Below are 17,912 nucleotides of genomic sequence, written 5' to 3' on the forward strand. Positions count from 1 at the left end.
GATTACGGAACAAGAAAAAACACGAGGAGAAGACACCGACAAACCGGCACGCCCAACCCGCAACCCGAACTAGAATTCCCATGAGTGCAGGACCTGCCCGTCCCGCGTTGTCAAACGAATGTCCGACAACCGGATCACGCCCGCAGTACCTGCAGGATCGATGCGAATTCCGACGACGGGATGTTTGGGGGTCAAAGTGATCGCGTACTCATGTGGTTGCCCATCAGGGGCGACGTTGAAGTGAACACTGCGGTCTCGAAAGTACGAAGGAGCGACGCCCTCTTCGTGCCAGAAGATTTGTCCGGCGTCATCAGCGTCGGACGCCATCGTGAATCGAAGTACCAACGGTTGTCCAGACGAATCTTTAACGACCGCACTCTTCGGCAATGACGTGTAAAAGTGCGGGTCACCGCCAGTGCTATGAACCACGAGTTCGCCGCCTTCAAGCGATAGTCGGCATGTCCCCATCGGTTGCCAACCGGCAACAAGATCGGCGGGCGGCGATTTCGCCTTCGATTTCGTCGTCGGCTTCTTCGCGGTCCCCTTCAGCGTCGCTTTCCCTTCTAAACTGGGGTCGTATTTTGAAGGATCGAACGCGGGATTGGGCCGCGGCAACACCGCTCCGGTGTCATCCAAAAACTCATCAATCATCGCATCGAGTTCCATCACAATGTCTGGATACTGTGCCGCCAGGTTGGTGGTTTCCGCAACATCCCGCTTGAGATCAAACAGCTTGTATCGATGCTTGCCGTTGTCACCGTTGTAGAACAATCGAATCAATTTCCAATCGCCGCGATGAACACTCACCGCCGGCGGCAACCAATCAGGGATACCTGGACTGTGTGGAAAGTACGTAAAGATCGCTTCCCGATCGAGCTTGCCTCCCTTAAGAGCCGGCACGATGCTGATTCCGTCAAAGGATTGCTGAGGCTGCTTTTGGATCGATAGCAACTCCAACAGCGTTGGGTAGAAATCGCTGCTTTGAATCACTTCTTCACTTCGCGATCCCGACTCAACGACACCGGGACAGACAACAACTCCCGGCCCCCGTACCCCACCCTCATACATCGTCGCCTTGCCGCCTCGTAATGGCGCGTTGCTGGTCGCAGTGCTGCCATCGACGGCGTTGTACATATTGCCTCCGTTGTCCGACGCAAAAATGATGATGGTGTTGTCTGCAATCTCCAACCGATCGAGTGCGTCAATCAGCGTACCGACCGCATCATCCATGCTTTCGATCATCGCCGCATAAGTGGGACTGCGCTGCGGGTCGTTCGGATCCACTCGCTTTTTGTACTCGTCGATCAACTCCTGCTTGGCATCAAACGGGGCGTGAACGCTGAACATCCAATAATTCAAGAAGAAGGGTTTGTCCTTGTGGTCTTCCATGAACGCAACCGCTTCTTCAGCCATGCGATCTTCGATGTGCTCGTCAGGAGTTTGCGGATCGAGATCGGGATATTTCCAGGGCGCGACATACGAACCGGCAGGCCCGGGTCCCGGCCAATGCGGGATATCGATATCAAACCCGTGCTCGAGTGGCGAATACGGTTCAGGCCCCAAATGCCATTTCCCAAAGTGCGCGGTCGCGTACCCGTTATCGCGAAACATCTCCGCGAGCGTGTAGTGCTCCGTCTTCAGACGTGTGGCCGAATTCGGCAGAATCGCTTTCTTGTTAGGCCCGGCACTCGTCCCCGGTGTGGCGGTCGTCCGTGCCACGGGCAAGTGACATACGGGCGCCGTGATGTCAGTACGTGCCGGGCTCAATCCCGTCAGAATGCTCGACCGCGTCGGTGAACACAGTGGACTCGATGCATACGCGTGCGAGAACGTCATTCCTCGCGCGGCAAGCCGTTCCATATTCGGAGTGCGATAGAACTTCGTCGTTCCGAACAACGTCGTGTCACTGAAACCAAGATCGTCCGCCAGAATAAAAACGACATTCGGTGGAGCATCGGCAGCCTGGGCACTCACAAAACAAGCGCAGCAGAACGTGCCGAGCAAAACGGACTGCGCGAGCGTCCGCCACAGATGGGTTCCTAATCGCATGATCATTTAACTCTTAGTTCGAAAGAAAACTGATAAAAACGTTGCTAATGGCTGAGCCGGCCCGCAACTCAGCACGGATGCGGGGCCAATCTGGCCATGCCATTTCTAACATCGCCATTCTCGCACAATCATCATGGTGATACGCCCGCTTCGTGTTGACGCTGAACGCATTCAAATTGACGGGGTCTCGCTATTGAGCCAACTGATAGATGGAGATCGACTGCACTTCCATCTCGCCTCGGTCCGCGTACTGGTCATAGGTTTGGAAAGGGTCGAATCGAAGTTTATTGACCGGATCGTTCCCATCGATCAGAAAGAGATAGCTCTTCGGTTGATCCGATGATGCGAGCGGTCGCAGCGATTGCCGCCCCTCGCTGAATCCTTCCTTAGGCGGTGCCCAAAAGAACTGGCTGGTCGCTCCTTTGCCGAGAACCGCACGAAGTTCGATTACCAATCGCCCAGACAAACTTTTGTCCAGCGTGGTTGCGATTCTTGAATCACTGCCCTCCGCGACCAACTTGGTGTTTCCGTTCTCGGTAACCACACGCACGTCATCACGTTCGTTCCACTGTTCGAGATCGCTCGCCCGAGTGAAGTCCCACGACGCAACCTTTTTCGCCCCCGTTAAATCGACATCGTCAGGGTTCACCGAATGATCGTTGGGCTCGGATGTTGCGAGTGCCTGCGAAGCCGGCTTGATACCGCTGACGCATTCGAACGCATACTCTCCCGACGCCACGTCGAGCACGCAGGCGTTTGGAGTCTGGCGAAGCACGCGAACGTGAGCGTGGTGATCAATCGACATTCCACCTTCGGTAATACTTGACGCATTACTGGTCGGCAAGAACACCTTCGCATCAGTGTTAGCAGGGATCGAGACGTTCAGTAAAAATTGTCCGTCCTTCAGTTTCCAACTGCTGCGGATGGTTCCGCGGATACTGTCGTATGACGCATCGACCCAATCAATCGCATCGTGCATTGAATTACTGCCGGGTGACGGCGGTGTCGGCCGAATGATGATCGCCTTATAGCCCGGCCCATCGGACTGGATTCCCGCGAGCGTGCGGAACATCCATTCGCATACTGCGCCGAACGCGTAATGAGAAAAGGAATTCATTGCCGCGTTGTGGCGACCAAAGGCGTCTTCTTTCGTGTAACTGTCCCAACGTTCCCAGATCGTCGTGGCGCCGTTTCGGATTTCATAACCCCATGACGGGAACTCACGTGACTGCAACAAGAACGTCGCCAGATCGTGTTGCCCTGATTCCGAAAGGACGGGCAACAATGGCCGCGTGCCGAGGAAACCGGTCGCCATGTGATTGCCATTCTCTTTGAGCATCTCGGCGAGGTGCCGTCCCGTCGCTTCGCGTTTCTCTTCGGGGACCAGATCCGCAAAGAGGGCGAGTGCCTGAGCCGTTTGCGTTTTAATGTTCACACTGCCGTCGTCGTTCAGGTACTCCTTCGCAAAGGCAGCTTTGGTCCGGTCAAATTGATCTTCGTACCGTTTCGCTTCGTCGTGCCGTCCAATCGCGTCAGCCATTTCGGACATCATTTTTGCCGAAATCGCCAGGTAGACCGTGTCGATGTACTGCAGCGGTGTCTTCGCGCCCTGAGCCAACCAATCGCCCCATGCGTTGCCGTGTGCGACGCCCAAGTCGTTGACACTGGTCCGCTCCCGCCACTGCATGAATTTCGTCATCGGTTCCCAACACGTCTCAATCACACGTGTGTCCCCATATGCTTGCCAGATCGTCCACGGACAGATCACACCCGCATCCGCCCATGCCGTCCCAAAGTCTTGGCCGTGCTGGAACGGATAGGGTGCATATCCTGGAAACGCTCCGCTGGGCCGTTGCGACTCCATTAATTCACGCAACCACTTGGTATAGAACGCACCGATGTCGGCGTTGTACGCCGCCGTTGCGACATACGCTTGTGCGTCTCCGGTCCATCCCATCCGTTCGTCGCGTTGCGGACAATCCGTCGGCAGATCGAGGAAGTTCGCCCGTTGCGTCCAAACCACGTTTTGGTAGAGCCGATTGACCATCGCGTCACTGCACTGGAATGAACTCGTCATCGGTGTGTCGCTGTGCAAGACCAACCCGGTGATGGTATCGAGCGTGGGTTCGCCAGGAAAGTTCGAGACTTCGACGAATTGAAAACCGTGGAAAGTGAAACGCGGTTGATACACTTCACCGTCGGCATCCCCACGGCAAGTATAAAAATCGGTCGCACGCGCTTTACGCAAATTTTCGGTCATGATGCGTCCATCGGGATGCAGCATCTCGGCGTAACGGATCCGGACCTGCGTTCCCGCAGGACCGTTCACTTTCATGCGAATCACCCCGGCAAAGTTCTGCCCCAGATCGAAGACATAGATCCCTGGTTCACGTTCGGTTACCGATTGAGCCTTGATCTCCTGTATCACTCGAACGGGCACACCTGGAAACGCTTCGAGCTTCGGACGGACAAATCCAAACTCGGCTGGCGTTCCTGCTTTCCGGACGGGCTGACCTTGCTTTTCAGGATTTCGGAACTGGAAGAACGTCGCTGATTTGCTGCCGTTTTCCTCTGCCAATACAGCATGTTGCCAATCGCTGTCGTTGAACCCGGCAACATCCCAACCTGAAAACTCCTTCCGCGCGTCGTATGATTCCCCCATCAGCAAATCGGCTTCTCCGATCGGCCCGTCACCGGACACCTTCCACGACGCGTCCGTGCCAACCGTTTCGCTCGTTCCGTCGGTGTAGTGAATTTCCAACTGAGCCATCAGGGCAGGCGTTTTCCCGTATGTGGACCGCCCCGTTTTTTCCGTACCGATCCCGGTGAGCAAACCGAACCCGACGTAACCGCTGTACCAACCGTCCGCGACCCAGGCGCCGATAGCGTTGTCACCCTGTTTGACCATCTCGGTAACGTCGTATGTGTTGTAGTAAGCGCGTTGTCGGTAATCGGTCCAACCGGGTGCGAACATCGCGTCACCAACGCGGTTCCCGTTGAGATGCAATTCATAAATCCCAAGGGCGGTCGCGTAGATCGTCGCACGCGAAATCTGCTTCGGTGCGGCAAACTCTTTCCGATATTGTCGCGCGGCGGGCAAATGCAACACGCTGGGATCATCGTAGACCGGATCGGGGTCACGGTACGAAATGTAATCAGCGTTCCAATCGTCATCGGAGAGCAATCCCATCGACCATGATGAGACGTCGCTCCAGGCCGGACGATCTTCATCGGAAGCCCACGATTTGACCTTCCAAAAACACTGCTGTCGCGAACCGAGCGATTGACCGGCATAGGGGACAAACAAGGTTTGGTCGGATTCAACGCGTCCCGAATCCCAAAGGTCTCCGACGTCCTCGGCTAATTTCTCCTCAGACGAGGCAACCAGAATCCGATACGCGACCTGATACTGACCGCGTAAATCCGACTCCACTTGCCAGCTCAAACGGGGAGATGTGATATCGATCCCTTGAGGATCTTCCAGATACTCGCAGCGAAGCGTCGTCGCCGCCGTTGCGGGCAACTGACCAGCGGGACAGATCGTGAGAACGCACAAAAGGAGGGATGGAAAGAAAATTGTCTTCACGTTTCGCACATTTCAGGTGGGGAGGGGAGAGGAGGCGAGCACCGCAATGCAGGCCATCAGGGGACACTCAGTGGGCGATAACTCAACCTTTCCAAAAAGACTAGACCAAGAAAACGAATGAAACCTTCACGATCGATTTTTGCTCTAGCACAGAAGTGCCGTGTGTACCCACGACAGAATATGTGCCGATTGAAGCCGATTCTCACGATCTTCTCGTGTCGAATATCGAATCCGTGAGGAAGTTCGTCTGATTTTCGAAGGATTTCCTTCCCATGGGGGAACAATCGTCTTACTTTGGGGGTCTACACACTTGATCGGGGCAAAACGACGGGATTTGGATCACGTTGCCCCGTGACCACTCGGCAAAGCAAGATCAGGACTGCCTTCCAGACTCGATCGAGCTTGGCTACCACTCGATTCTTAGGGGGCAATTTGACGCATGCGACGTGCACTTTTCCTGATCTTTCTGCTTCTCGTTTTCACAACCCTTTTTGCACTCGCGTCACAGACCGCCGTCGCGGACTACACGCTCTACCGACTGCCCGGAACGGAATTGCAGTTGCTGCTCGAAGGATCCGTTACCCATCACGCAGGCGGCACCGCGACGCACCGTCACCCACGTGGATCGCTCCACTTCAGTGCCCATGATATTCAGGTACTCAAGAGCCCATCCGCTCAGACGATCTATTCGCGGCGACTACGCGAAGTTCGAAAGTCCAACGACGTTGACGAAGTACTCGAGCTTTCCAAATGGTGTCTCCAGAACGGAATGCTCGAGCAATCGAAGTCGCTGCTGAGCGTCGCGTGGAAAATTGACTCAACTCATGAGCAGCTAAGAAAACTCGCGGGCTTGATGCGTTACATCAACGCGTCCGTCCCCACCGACCCTGCAGTCGAAGAACACGCCCGTGACTACGTCGGCGGACGCGCGATGGAGGTCACCCGCAGCAAACACTTCCTGCTATTGCACGATGCGGAACAGAAAGAGGATGAAGTGACGGGCAAGACTCGTGCTGAGATGCGATTGAATTTGCTCGAGACGGTTTACGAATCTTACTTCCTCACGTTTGCATTTCGCGGCGTGTTTCTACGCCCGCCGAACAAGCGGTTGGAGGTCGTCCTGTTCAGTCGTCATGGTGACTTCCTTCAGATGGAACGTCGCCTCGGCGGCAGTCTCAAACAGACCGCGGGTTTCTACCTGCCCGATGAGAACATCTCCATGTTCTATGACTCCGGCACGTCAGAACACTTTAAGGTTCTCATGGAATTGGACAAACAACTCGTCCAAGCACGTGAGATCGCCAAAAAGAATCGCATGGCCGGCGCAGGCGATTTGATCCGTTTCGCCAAGACCATTGAACTGCTGATTGACATCACCCGCGAAAGTGAAGATGTCTCGACAGTATCTCACGAAGCGATCCATCATCTGACGGCAAACACCGGCGTCTTTCCACGCGACGGTGCTTTCGTTCGCTGGGTTCATGAAGGGATGGCATCCTATTTCGAATCAGCCAAACTCGCCAAATGGAGCGGTGTCGGTGTCGTCGATAAAACTCGCATCGGATATTACCGCGTACTCGAAGGCGACCCACTTCGCGGCAGCCTCGAATTCATCGTGTCCGATTTCGGTTTCGTGTTGGAGTCCACATTAGGAAACCAGTTGCCCGCTTACGGTCAAGCATGGGCGCTGACACATTTCTTGTTTGACCAACGATTCGATTCGTTGATGAAGTTCTACAAAAAGGTCGGCCAACTCAAAAAGCAGGAAGGAGAAATGACCGAGGAAATCTGGAAAGCCCGAGCCAACACCCTTCTCGAGATTTTTGACGAATGCTTCGGCGACCGCACCCAACTCGAACTCGAATGGAGACGCTACATGCGAGGTTTGAGAACCGACACCGAACGTCTCGCCGAGGAAATGGATTGATACCAATGCGATTGCTAGTTCTCGGATTTTTGGCATGCGTCCTGACCGCCTCGCACGCGGCACATGCCTGCGGTGAGTCATTGCGTTACCGTCCCCAGGTCGGACAAGAATGGATCTTCGGCGTTGAACTGCGCATCGTGTGTCGCGACGTGCGTAAGCCCGAAACCCGCAAACGATGTCGAATCCACTATCAAATCACGGCGGTGAATAATGACTCGTGGGAAGCGTCATTCAAAACGATCCCTTACGGTCAACACGGTCCGTATCGAAACCCCGAAGACATTCGAGGTCCGGTAATTCGCACGCAATCGATAAGCAAGGTGACGGTTCGCTCTTCCGGGCAAACACTCAATCATCCGGGCGTCCCCGATTTCGCCCGCGCGTCTCACGAGCGGATGATCCAGAACGCTGTGAGAATGAAGCAAATCAGTGAGAACAATCTCAAATATTACCCCGGCGTGTACCAATTTTGCTCGGGACAAATGCGGGCAAACTTTCAGGGTGAACTGCTCTCGGCCACCACGTCGACCAATTCGCCGTTGCTGCTCGGACCGATCATCGGGTTGCCGCTCGTCCGACTCTCAGAAAACGATACGTCCGAACCGTTTGGATACAAAGACATTCGGAAACTGAATTTCGTACGCGTCAAAGACGGCAATGCCGACACGACGGCCACATCCTACTCGCTGCTGCAAACTGTCACTCCCGCATCAAGCAGTTCACCGATCGTAGTCCAGTTCGACGTTGAAACGGAAATGGCTGGTGGCGTGAATACGGGCTCCGCCATTCGTTTGTCGGGCTCAGGATTCAACGATTTTTCGAGACGCGACGGGATGCCACTCCAAGGCAGAACCGACTACATCGTCCAAGGCCTCTCTTTCGGAATATCAGGAAAATCATTCGACGTTGAAGCCAGCTTCTTACGACTCGATGGTTGGCGACGAGAACTGTTCGATGCGATGATGATCGCGAACGCAAAAGCTCTCTCAAAAGCCGCGATGCCGCGTTTGCCGTCACAGCTAAGCGCGGAGCTTCAAACACGGTTGCTCAAACGTGATCGGATGATTTTCATCTCTGATCGCGACCCAATCTCCCGCTACGCGCCGCCTCCGCATGGATCAAAGATTTGGAATATCGTCGACGCAATGGCGAACCGAGAGATGGAAGATGAAAGCCCAGAAGCCAAGCCTTCAACGGATCAAAAACGAACGAACGACGCGATTGAACTTTCCCGTGCCATTCGCAAACGTTGGATTGATGTCTATCGTCTCGCCACGAAAGTAGAACGCAACTGGGCCGACACGAGCGGTTCGTTCAGCGTGCCGGCCCGTATGCTCGGCAGAACCGACACGAGCGTGGCGCTGCTCCGGACGGACAATGGCCAACGCATTAACGTGCCGCTCGAAAGACTCAGCAATGATGATCGCGAAATCGCCGAAACGTTCGGTTTAACGCCCGACGCACTCAACGAAGTGCGTCAAATCGAATCAACGCGTCCGGCGGGAACGTAGCGAGAGCGGTCCATCTCTGGATTGTGTCAACTCCGGCGCCGCGTGTCTCACCGGACTCTTCAATCGCTCGCTCTGATTCTCACGCGTCGGCAATCTGCCGTCGCATGTGCTCGACCAACCCTTGCAGCTTCTGTTTGGACAGCATGTTCGCGTGAGCCCCCTCGACTTCGATGACTTCTAACATGTCGTCGTCGAAAACGGTCCCCCAGCCCAACCGCGGATCGACGCGATCTCGACCGGGCCAATTGGCACGCAGTTTGGCTTTGTACAATGTCGCGGCTCCCTCAGCGGCGTCCGGGTGATACCCGTCAATCACTCGCATGTTCTTGGCGGCGACCTTCGCGTAAATCCCCTTCGTTCCGATGATACGTTCCAAACGTTCTTCCATCGTGATCCATCCCAACCGGTATTTAATCGCCAAGACCATCCCCACGACTCGTTCGTAGAGATACGTCCAACGTTGGCGTCCCTGGCATTGTTTTGCATACCGCAGGTGAAAGCAGAGATTCTGATGAATCGGTGCAGGCATCGGCAAACCAGTCCATGCGTCGATGATCGCGAGAGTCACTTGCTCACCAGCACGTCGCAACTGCTGCGAAACTTCGTACGCCACGACACCACCAAACGAAAACCCCGCGAGATGATACGGTCCGTGAGGCAGCACACGGCGGATCATTTGAACGTGATTTCGGGCGATCTCCTCAATCGTGTCCGGCGGCGTGCTCACACCATCCAAACCAAGCGGTTGGACACCGTACACAGGACGTTCTTTTCCGAACTCGGCGGCAATCTCGCGGAAGTTCAACAGGTGTCCGTCGATACCAGGAAAACAGAATAACGGGGCTTGTTTGCAAGGCGTCTCATGCGGCCCATTGGAATCCAGCGAGACCAATTCATTCCAATAGCCTTCGACGCGTGATTCGTCCTGGCGATAAACGTCCGCCAAATCTGAGATCGTCGGACTACTGACGAGTTTGGTAATCGACACCGCTCGGCCGAATTCCTTTTCCAACCGTGTGAAGAGAATTGCCGCGCTGAGCGAATCGCCTCCACAATCAAAGAAATTGCTACGCGAATCCAAGTCATTCACGCCCAACACGGATTGCCAAATGGCAATCAATCGATCGACCAGTGGATCACAGGTTTCCGGTGTGTCGTTCCGGTTCAGATCGCTCGACACGGTCGTGCATGGGATCGACGCCAACTTTCTTCGATCTACCTTCCCGCTCGCCGTGCGTGGGAACTCATCAACCAAACAGAACTGACTCACCATCATGTAGGACGGCACCTGCGAACCGAGATACTGCTCGAGTTCAGATACCGCCAGAGCCTCAGAATCAGACAACACATGGGCGATCAATTGCCCACCCAATCCGCTGCGTTCATACGTGACGACAGCCTGTCTCACGCCGGGGAATTGCGACAACACCACTTCAATTTCGCTGAGCTCAACACGGTGTCCGCGGACCTTGACCTGAAGATCGTTTCGCCGAACGAATTCAATTTGCCTGTCCCAGTTCAAACGACAAATATCGCCGGTTCGATAGAGACGTTCCGTTGGCAACTCATGATGTGGGTTTGCAACGAATCGCTCTCGCGTCAATTCTTCGTTGCCGAAATACCCTTCCGCCAAACATTCTCCGCCGAGATACAACTCGCCGTCGACGCCTTGCGGCACCGGTTGTTGATTCTCATCCAAAATCACCGCGATGCAGTGATCGATTGCACGACCGATCGGAGGAACTGCCGCCCACTCGGCCGGATCTGATTCCATCCGGTACGCCGTTGCGACATGCGTTTCGGTAGGCCCATAGTGATTCCACAATTGACATCCCGGTCGCTTCTTAAAAAACTCCCGCAAGACAGGAGTAATTTCCAACCGCTCTCCCGCCGTGATCACTTCACGCAGTGCTGACTCGTGCGCCGACTCGCCCGCGACCTCACAAAGCGTACGCAAAACGACAAAGGGGACAAAGACACGTTCAGCACGCGACTCCACGATGTGCCGCCATAATCGATGCAGGTCTCGTTGCAACTCACCCGAAATGAGTTGCAATTCGCCACCACTGCATAACGTCGCAAAGATCTCCTGGAACGAGACATCGAAACCCAGAGAAGCAAACTGCAACGTTTTGGTCGAAGTCGTCGCCCCACTGTTGTGCAACTGCCACTGCATCAAATTGCTGAGGGCCCCGTGTCGCATCGCAACGCCTTTGGGTTCGCCCGTCGAACCCGATGTGTAAAGCACATAGGCAAGGTGATCCGGCCCCAAGACGGGGAAAGAGACGTCCTTGAATGAATCAAAAGATTCCGTCTCCGCATCGACGTCAATGACGTGGATTTCCGATTCATCCAAATCCAGGTCGTGGACCAATCCCGATAAAGTAACAACCGATTTCGCACCGCAACGCTGCAGCATTCGTTGCCGTCGAGACGTTGGCAATGCCGGATCCATCGGGACGTAGCATCCACCGGCCTTTAATACACCGAGGACGGCAACGAGCATCTCAATGGAACGATCGATCGAAACCGCAACAGGAGAATTCGGCACGACGCCATTCCGCATCAAACGCACCGCCAACCGCGATGCACGATCGTCAATTTCACGGTACGTCAACGATTCCCCGGCAAAGTTCACTGCAGGTAAATCGGGAGTACGCTCTACCTGCGAGTCGTACAGCGACAACACCGATTCGAACGCGTGGGGTGCTCCTTCGATCAATCGAGACGACAACACGTCCTTTCGCTCTTCGGAAGCGAGCATCTCGAGTCGGTCGACAGGACACGACGGGTTTGCAATCGCAGCGGCCAGGAGCGACTGTACATGTTCGGCGAACCGTTCGATTCGGGTTCGTTGAAACAGTTTACAGCGATATTGCAAATCAACTTTCAATGCCCCCAACGACTCGTTCATACCGATCAACAAGTCGAACTTCGCGATCTGCGTATCCATCACAGATAGGTTCGAATCTAATCCGGATAATTGAATCGGCTCCGGTTCATTTTCCAGGACGAGAAGCACACGAAAGGGCGTCCCACCCATCGGCTGCTCGGAAAGAACCTCTTTCTTCAACAACTCAAACGGATAGTGACGGTGGGCAAACGCGTTAAGTGCCACTTCGCGGACATGCCCTTGCAGGTCTTCAAAGGAGCCGCCGGCGTCAAACCGCGTTCGCAGCGGCAACACGTTTATGAAATACCCGATCAGATTTTCCGTCGACAGTTCATCCCGAGTCGTCACCGCAGATCCGACGATGATGTCGTCCTGCCGAGTGTACCGATAGATGACCGCTTTAATTGCCGACAACAACGTGACAAAGAGTGTTGACTGTCGCTGCAACGAGAATTCTTTCGCGGCGTCCAGCAATTCCCCCTCGATCGTCAGCGAAACGGTGTCACACAACGCATCGTCGACGGGGCAATCGTCGGTCGGCAAATCCAGGACGGGCAGTTCGCCATCAAGACTCGCTCGCCAAAACTCACGATCTTCTGCGAGCGAACCAGTCTCATGCTGAAGCTGCTGCCAAACGGCATAGTTGGCGTACTGATGCTCCAGCGACGGTAAATGAGGCGACCTCTGTTCCTGGATCGAATTGTAAAACTCAGCCAAATCTTGGTGCAATACACCAATCGAATGCCCATCAAACGCGATATGATGCACGACCAAAACGAACCGAAACTCGGCAGGCCCGATTTGATAGATGGCCGCGCGAACGGGAGCCTCGCGATTTAACTGAAACGGGATCGTGGCAAACGCTCGTGAACGAGCCTCGAGCGTCTCCAAACGCGTTCCCGCATCGTGCGTTTGCAAATCAACCCGATCAATTTTGAACGGACCGGGCGGTAGCACGTTCTGCATTACCCCATCGTCCGCCGATTCATAGACGGTTCGAAGTATTTCGTGCCTCGCAACGAGGCGAGTGCATGCCTCTTCAAGAGCGTGCCCGTCCAACTCTCCCTTGAAGTCATAGACCAACGGGATGTTGTACCGTCCGCGGTTGTCAACCAAAAAATGTTCGATCCACAACTGTTGTTGATGAGACGAAAGCGGCGCCGACACGAGACGCTCCCGTCCAATCGTCGACTTTGGTTTGTCGCAATTCGAAGCCTGATGCGATAGCTCCTCAATCGCTTTGGCCATTTCGATCGTGTTGAGCGAATTAGCGAGAATGCCCCAGAACTCGAGCCGAACACCGTATTTTGCTTTTACCCGAGCGGCCAACGCGACCGCCGCCAGTGAATTCCCCCCCAGTTCCATGAAACCGATGCTTGAGTCTACGCCGGGCAGATACAACAGCTCGCAAAGTGTCTCTGAAATGAATGCTTCAGTTTCGTTGGCTGCATGTGAACTCTGCGTGGCATGGCACGAAACGGTCGGTGATGGAAGTGATTTACGATCCACCTTTCCGTTCGACGTCAGCGGCAAGGAATCGAGTGAAACCAACGCGGACGGCAACATGTAATCTGGGAGGCTGCGACTCAACGCTTCCTTGAGTTCCGCCAACGTCATGCTGCGTCCGTTTTCGAATACCGCATAGGCAATCAGACGCGAACCAGTTTTCTCGTCGCTGGCGATGACGACCGCCTCGCGGACGTTGCACATTTTTGTGATTTCCGATTCGATTTCACCCAAACCGATGCGGTACCCGTGGACTTTGACCTGGTGGTCTTTGCGTCCGAGAAACTCGAGATTGCCGTCTTCGAGGTAACGACACAGGTCACCGGTGCGATAGAGCGTCCCACCGACCTCAAACGGATCGCTAACAAATTGTTCGTCGGTCAGGTCAGGGCGATTGAGATATCCGACCGCCACTCCCATGCCGCCCAAACATAACTCACCCGTCTCGCCGATTCGACAGAGTTGTTGATTTTCGTCAACGACATAGCAACGTTGATTCCGCAACGGTTTGCCGTACGGAATGCTTCGCCATTGCGGGCCAACAACGTCGATAGGAAACACGACCGACCAAATCGATGCTTCGGTGCTACCGCCCAGCGAAATCAGTTTCGCGTCACGGGTCACTTCGCGAATACGGTCAGGAAGCGTTACCGGAATCCAATCACCACTCAGCATCACCAACCGCAGACTCGATAACTGCGACGCACCATCGAGATACGTGACCAACATCTCCATCAAGGCAGGAACGGTATTCCAAACGGACACACCGTGTCGCTGAATCAACGACGCCCAACTGCCCGGATCGAGGGCCTGATCTGGCGTGGGCAACACGATCGCGGCACCGACGGCCAGCATCCCAAATACATCGTAAACCGACAGATCAAATCCGAGCGATGACAATGCCAACACACGATCCGTATCACGAACACCGAAACGCGTATTGATATCACGGACCGTGTTCACCGGGCCTCGGTGATTCAGCATCACCCCTTTGGGCTTGCCCGTCGACCCGGAGGTGAAGAGTACATACGCGAGTGACGTCGCAGCGACCTTCGGCAAACTTGGGTGCGATGCCTCGGGCAGTCCTCGGACCGCAACGGTTTGTAAACCAGAGACCTCCTCGTGGATCGTTTCATCGAGCGAACCAACGACGAAACGGGTTTGGGCTTCGCGAAGAAAGAACGTGATCCGATCCCGTGGAAACGACGAGTTGAGAGGCAGATACGCGGCGCCCGCTTTCAAAATCCCCAGCAACCCGACGTACGCATCCGGCGTTCCGTCGAGGACCACACCGACAACCTCTTCGCCGGCAACTCCCATCTCGATCAACGCGCAGGCGACCCGTGTCGACTGTTCATCGAGTTCGCCGTACGTCAATTCGCGATCGCCATAGATCACCGCTACCGCATCAGGTGTGGCTTTGGATTGACGTTCAAAGAGTTCATGCAGGCACGGATCATCCGGCCAGGGATCACTCGTTTGATTCCATTGATGGATCAATTGATGTCGTTCATTCCGCTCGAGTCGTTGGCATCGGTCCAAACCTTCAACGGCCAACGATTTCTTAACCTGTGTGGCAAGGATTCCGGACGACTCGACGTGTGGGCGCAGATTCTGCACGGAAAAGAGATTACTCCCTCTCTGACGGCTTCCTATCCCTTCATTCCTGAAGTCCATTAAAGCCACCGGAAGGAAAGCAAACGCGTCGCCGCGTTAACGAATCGGAATCCTTTCCATGATGGCTCCTTCTTCTTACGAGGAGCCATCGTGGGCTCCTCCCGATGAATCGTTCTCAACTGAGCCAGGATTGCGACCAAAGCACTCAGAAAAGTTCCCGACGTGATGCCCATGACAAGCGTCATCGCGACTTTGGGACTCGATGGAATTTTGGACGCACTGGGCGATTGCAGCACGGTCAGGTTCGACAAGCTCTCGCTACTCAATGCTTGATCCATTCGCGCCAACTCAGATCGTCGTGCATAATCCTGGTAGCTCGTACGCGCCAAATCGAGTCGGCGTGAGATCTGTGCAAACTTGATTTCATTCTCATTGATCGACTTCAGTTCGCTTTTCGCGTCGGCAATCTGTTGGGCCAAAATCTCCTGACGGGCGGCGAGCGATGCCGCGATCGCTCGCTGATTCTGCAGTTCCGATTCCATTTCACGACGTGATTCGTTGACCCCCATCGTCACCTGAGTCAACCGATTTTCGGAATCGAGCGTTTCCTGAGCGGCCGCGATCTGCGCCCGCATTTGTCGAACCTTTGGATGCGTCGGCTGGTATCGCGACAGATACTCGCTTTCGTTCAACTGCAACGAGTAAAGCTGTTCACGCATTCCCTCAGCGGCACTGCTCGGCAAACCCGTTGTCTCGGCCAAACGAACCTGCAACGGTTGCTGAGCGACCATCCGCTCACGCGATTTGATTTCGCCATCGACTGCTTCGATTTGAGCGATCGTTTCCAACCACGCATCTTCGAGCGATGCAATCTGAGCGATTTTGACCTGGCGATGCTGATTCAACTCGGAAACACCACTCTCGTTTTTGAATTCGAGCAGTTCCGCTTCTAGCCTCGCCACTTCTTCGGCGGTTTGCTGGGTTTGGTCTGTGAAAAATTCGTTGGAACCTTCGGATTGGTGAATGCGGACATGAGCGTCGACGGACGATTCGATGATACGATCGAGTACCTCCGCCGCGAGTTTCGGGCTGATGGTCTCGTACCGTAACCCGATGATCGCCGTCGAACGCGGGTTGTAGATTTCCAAACCCTTTTCGAGCTTTTCGATCGCTTCATCGCGTGGGCTATCGACGTACACAGGACTGAGTTTCTTCAGCTCCTTCAAATCGATCGGCATCCAACCAGGCTCGTCGTCGCCTGTTTCCTCAAGGATTCGCTCTACACCAACCGCATCGACCACCTGTTCGAGAACGCCACGACTTTGCATCAGCGATTGAACGGAGTAGATCTCCTTTTCGCGTCCTTCCTGAACGGCAATGGTCTGTCCGACCGTCGCCGTTGGGTCGAGCCCCACGGTCTCTTTGCCCAAACGAATGAACAGCTTCGCTTCGGATGTGTACTTGAGTTTGGCAACTTTCAGCAAACCGATGGTGGCGATCATGACCATCGAAAAGACGATTAACATCTTTCCACGGTTTTGCCACAAGGCCTGGGTCAGGTCCAATGTTTTTTCAGTGCTCGGAGAATGGGTAGTCATGATAAAGTCATTCCTAAAGGGTCACCGATAACGACGGGGCGTTGATCCGGGCCGTCCGCGAATTGCGGATCAGCGACGGGATCTTGATGATGAGGTTGGTGGCGTCGGTGCCCGTCGAACTTGGCCCACTCGGCCGCGATGAAGTCCGACAATTCCTTACGAAAACGTTCGGGGCGAAAGCCCTCGGCATGTCGCCGGATGGACGACAAGTCATAGTGCCCGTGCTGACGTTCAAACGTCTCCACGGCTGCGACAATACTGTCAGGGGTTTGCTCGGCGAAGAAACAACCAGTAACGCCATCGATGACAGTCTCCAAACTGCCGCCGCGTCCGTACGCGATCACGGGCGTCGCACAAGCCTGAGCCTCAACGGGTGTGATGCCGAAATCTTCTTCCGCGGCAAACACAAACGCCTTCGCACCTTGCATCAGCTTGCTCATCCGGTCGTGCTTCAAATAACCGAGCAATTCCACGTTGGCAGGGCAGTTTGCCTTCAACGATTTGAACATCGGGCCGTCACCGACCACGACCAATTTGCGGTCAGGCATTTTTCGGAACGCCTCCACAATCAGATCGACACGTTTGTAGGGGACCAAACGCGACGCCGCGATGTAGTAGTCTTCTTTCTCGTACGTTGGCGTAAAGGCATCGACATCCACGGGCGGATGAATGACCTTCGCCGTGCGACCGTAACACTTCTGAATGCGGCGTGCGATGAAGTGGCTGTTCGCCACATACGCATCAACCCGACTCGACGAGACTTTGTCCCACAACCGAATGTAATGCAGGATGCTGCGGGTCAGCATGCTGCGAATTCCCCACGTCAAATTGGATTCGCGGAGATACTGAGCCTGGAAATCCCACGCGTAACGAATCGGCGTATGCACGTAACTGACGTGCAGTTGATCGGGTCCACAAATCACCCCTTTGGCAACGGCATGATTGGACGACAAAATCACGTCGTACCCACTCAGATCCCACTGCTCGACGGCCATCGGCATCAGCGGCAGATAGTGCCGCAACAGTTTCTTAAGGAAGGGGAGCTTTTGAATGAAGGTTGTGTTCGGCGTTTTCCCCTGCAAGAACTCTCGTTCGTTTTCAGGCAAAATATCTGCAACGGCAAACACGTCCGACTCCGGATACTCACGCAGCATCTGTTCCACGACGCGTTCGGAGCCCGCGTAAGTGGTCAGCCACTCATGAATGATAGCAACGTTTTTCATGG

General features: G+C 54.7%; 8 protein-coding genes. 3 read left to right on the plus strand and 5 right to left on the minus strand.

Going from position 1 to position 17,912, the window contains the following annotated elements; translation table 11 throughout:
* Nucleotides 1–69: 69 nt before the first annotated feature.
* Nucleotides 70–2,055 (minus strand): sulfatase, encoded by a 1,986-nt coding sequence (locus FHS27_RS02655; RefSeq protein WP_184301408.1) that lies wholly within the window; start codon nt 2,053–2,055, stop codon nt 70–72.
* 184 nt (nt 2,056–2,239) lie between these two features.
* Entirely contained in the window at nt 2,240–5,635 is a 3,396-nt protein-coding gene (locus FHS27_RS02660; protein WP_390852450.1) for a family 78 glycoside hydrolase catalytic domain, read from the minus strand.
* 439 nt (nt 5,636–6,074) lie between these two features.
* Between FHS27_RS02660 and FHS27_RS02665 the strand changes: the two genes are divergently transcribed.
* Both FHS27_RS02665 and FHS27_RS02670 read left to right on the plus strand, forming a co-directional pair.
* Nucleotides 6,075–7,562 (plus strand): DUF1570 domain-containing protein, encoded by a 1,488-nt coding sequence (locus FHS27_RS02665; RefSeq protein ID WP_184301415.1) that lies wholly within the window; start codon nt 6,075–6,077, stop codon nt 7,560–7,562.
* Between the two features lie 5 nt (nt 7,563–7,567).
* Nucleotides 7,568–9,073 (plus strand): SHD1 domain-containing protein, encoded by a 1,506-nt coding sequence (locus tag FHS27_RS02670; protein WP_184301418.1) that lies wholly within the window; start codon nt 7,568–7,570, stop codon nt 9,071–9,073.
* Between the two features lie 79 nt (nt 9,074–9,152).
* On the opposite strand, the gene FHS27_RS02675 is transcribed toward FHS27_RS02670, so the two are convergent.
* Complete coding sequence (locus tag FHS27_RS02675; RefSeq protein ID WP_246419032.1) at nt 9,153–14,972, minus strand: amino acid adenylation domain-containing protein; 5,820 nt, start codon at nt 14,970–14,972, stop codon at nt 9,153–9,155.
* A gap of 3 nt (nt 14,973–14,975) precedes the next feature.
* On the opposite strand from FHS27_RS02675, the gene FHS27_RS30925 reads away from it, so the two are divergent.
* Nucleotides 14,976–15,152, plus strand: a complete 177-nt coding sequence (locus FHS27_RS30925; protein ID WP_246419033.1) for a hypothetical protein — start codon at nt 14,976–14,978, stop codon at nt 15,150–15,152.
* Here the strand turns inward: FHS27_RS30925 and FHS27_RS02680 are convergent.
* Both FHS27_RS02680 and FHS27_RS02685 read right to left on the minus strand, forming a co-directional pair.
* Nucleotides 15,149–16,687, minus strand: coding sequence for a GumC family protein (locus tag FHS27_RS02680; protein WP_184301424.1), 1,539 nt, complete (start codon nt 16,685–16,687; stop codon nt 15,149–15,151). The genes FHS27_RS30925 and FHS27_RS02680 overlap by 4 nt on opposite strands.
* The gene (locus tag FHS27_RS02685; RefSeq protein ID WP_184301427.1) at nt 16,684–17,910 is read right to left on the minus strand and encodes a glycosyltransferase family 4 protein; all 1,227 of its coding nucleotides are present in this window, start codon (nt 17,908–17,910) and stop codon (nt 16,684–16,686) included. Before FHS27_RS02685 ends, FHS27_RS02680 begins: the two co-directional genes overlap by 4 nt.
* Nucleotides 17,911–17,912 lie beyond the last annotated feature (2 nt).

The sequence above is a fragment of the Aporhodopirellula rubra genome (genome assembly GCF_014192335.1).
GTDB classification, from domain to species: domain Bacteria; phylum Planctomycetota; class Planctomycetia; order Pirellulales; family Pirellulaceae; genus Rhodopirellula; species Rhodopirellula rubra.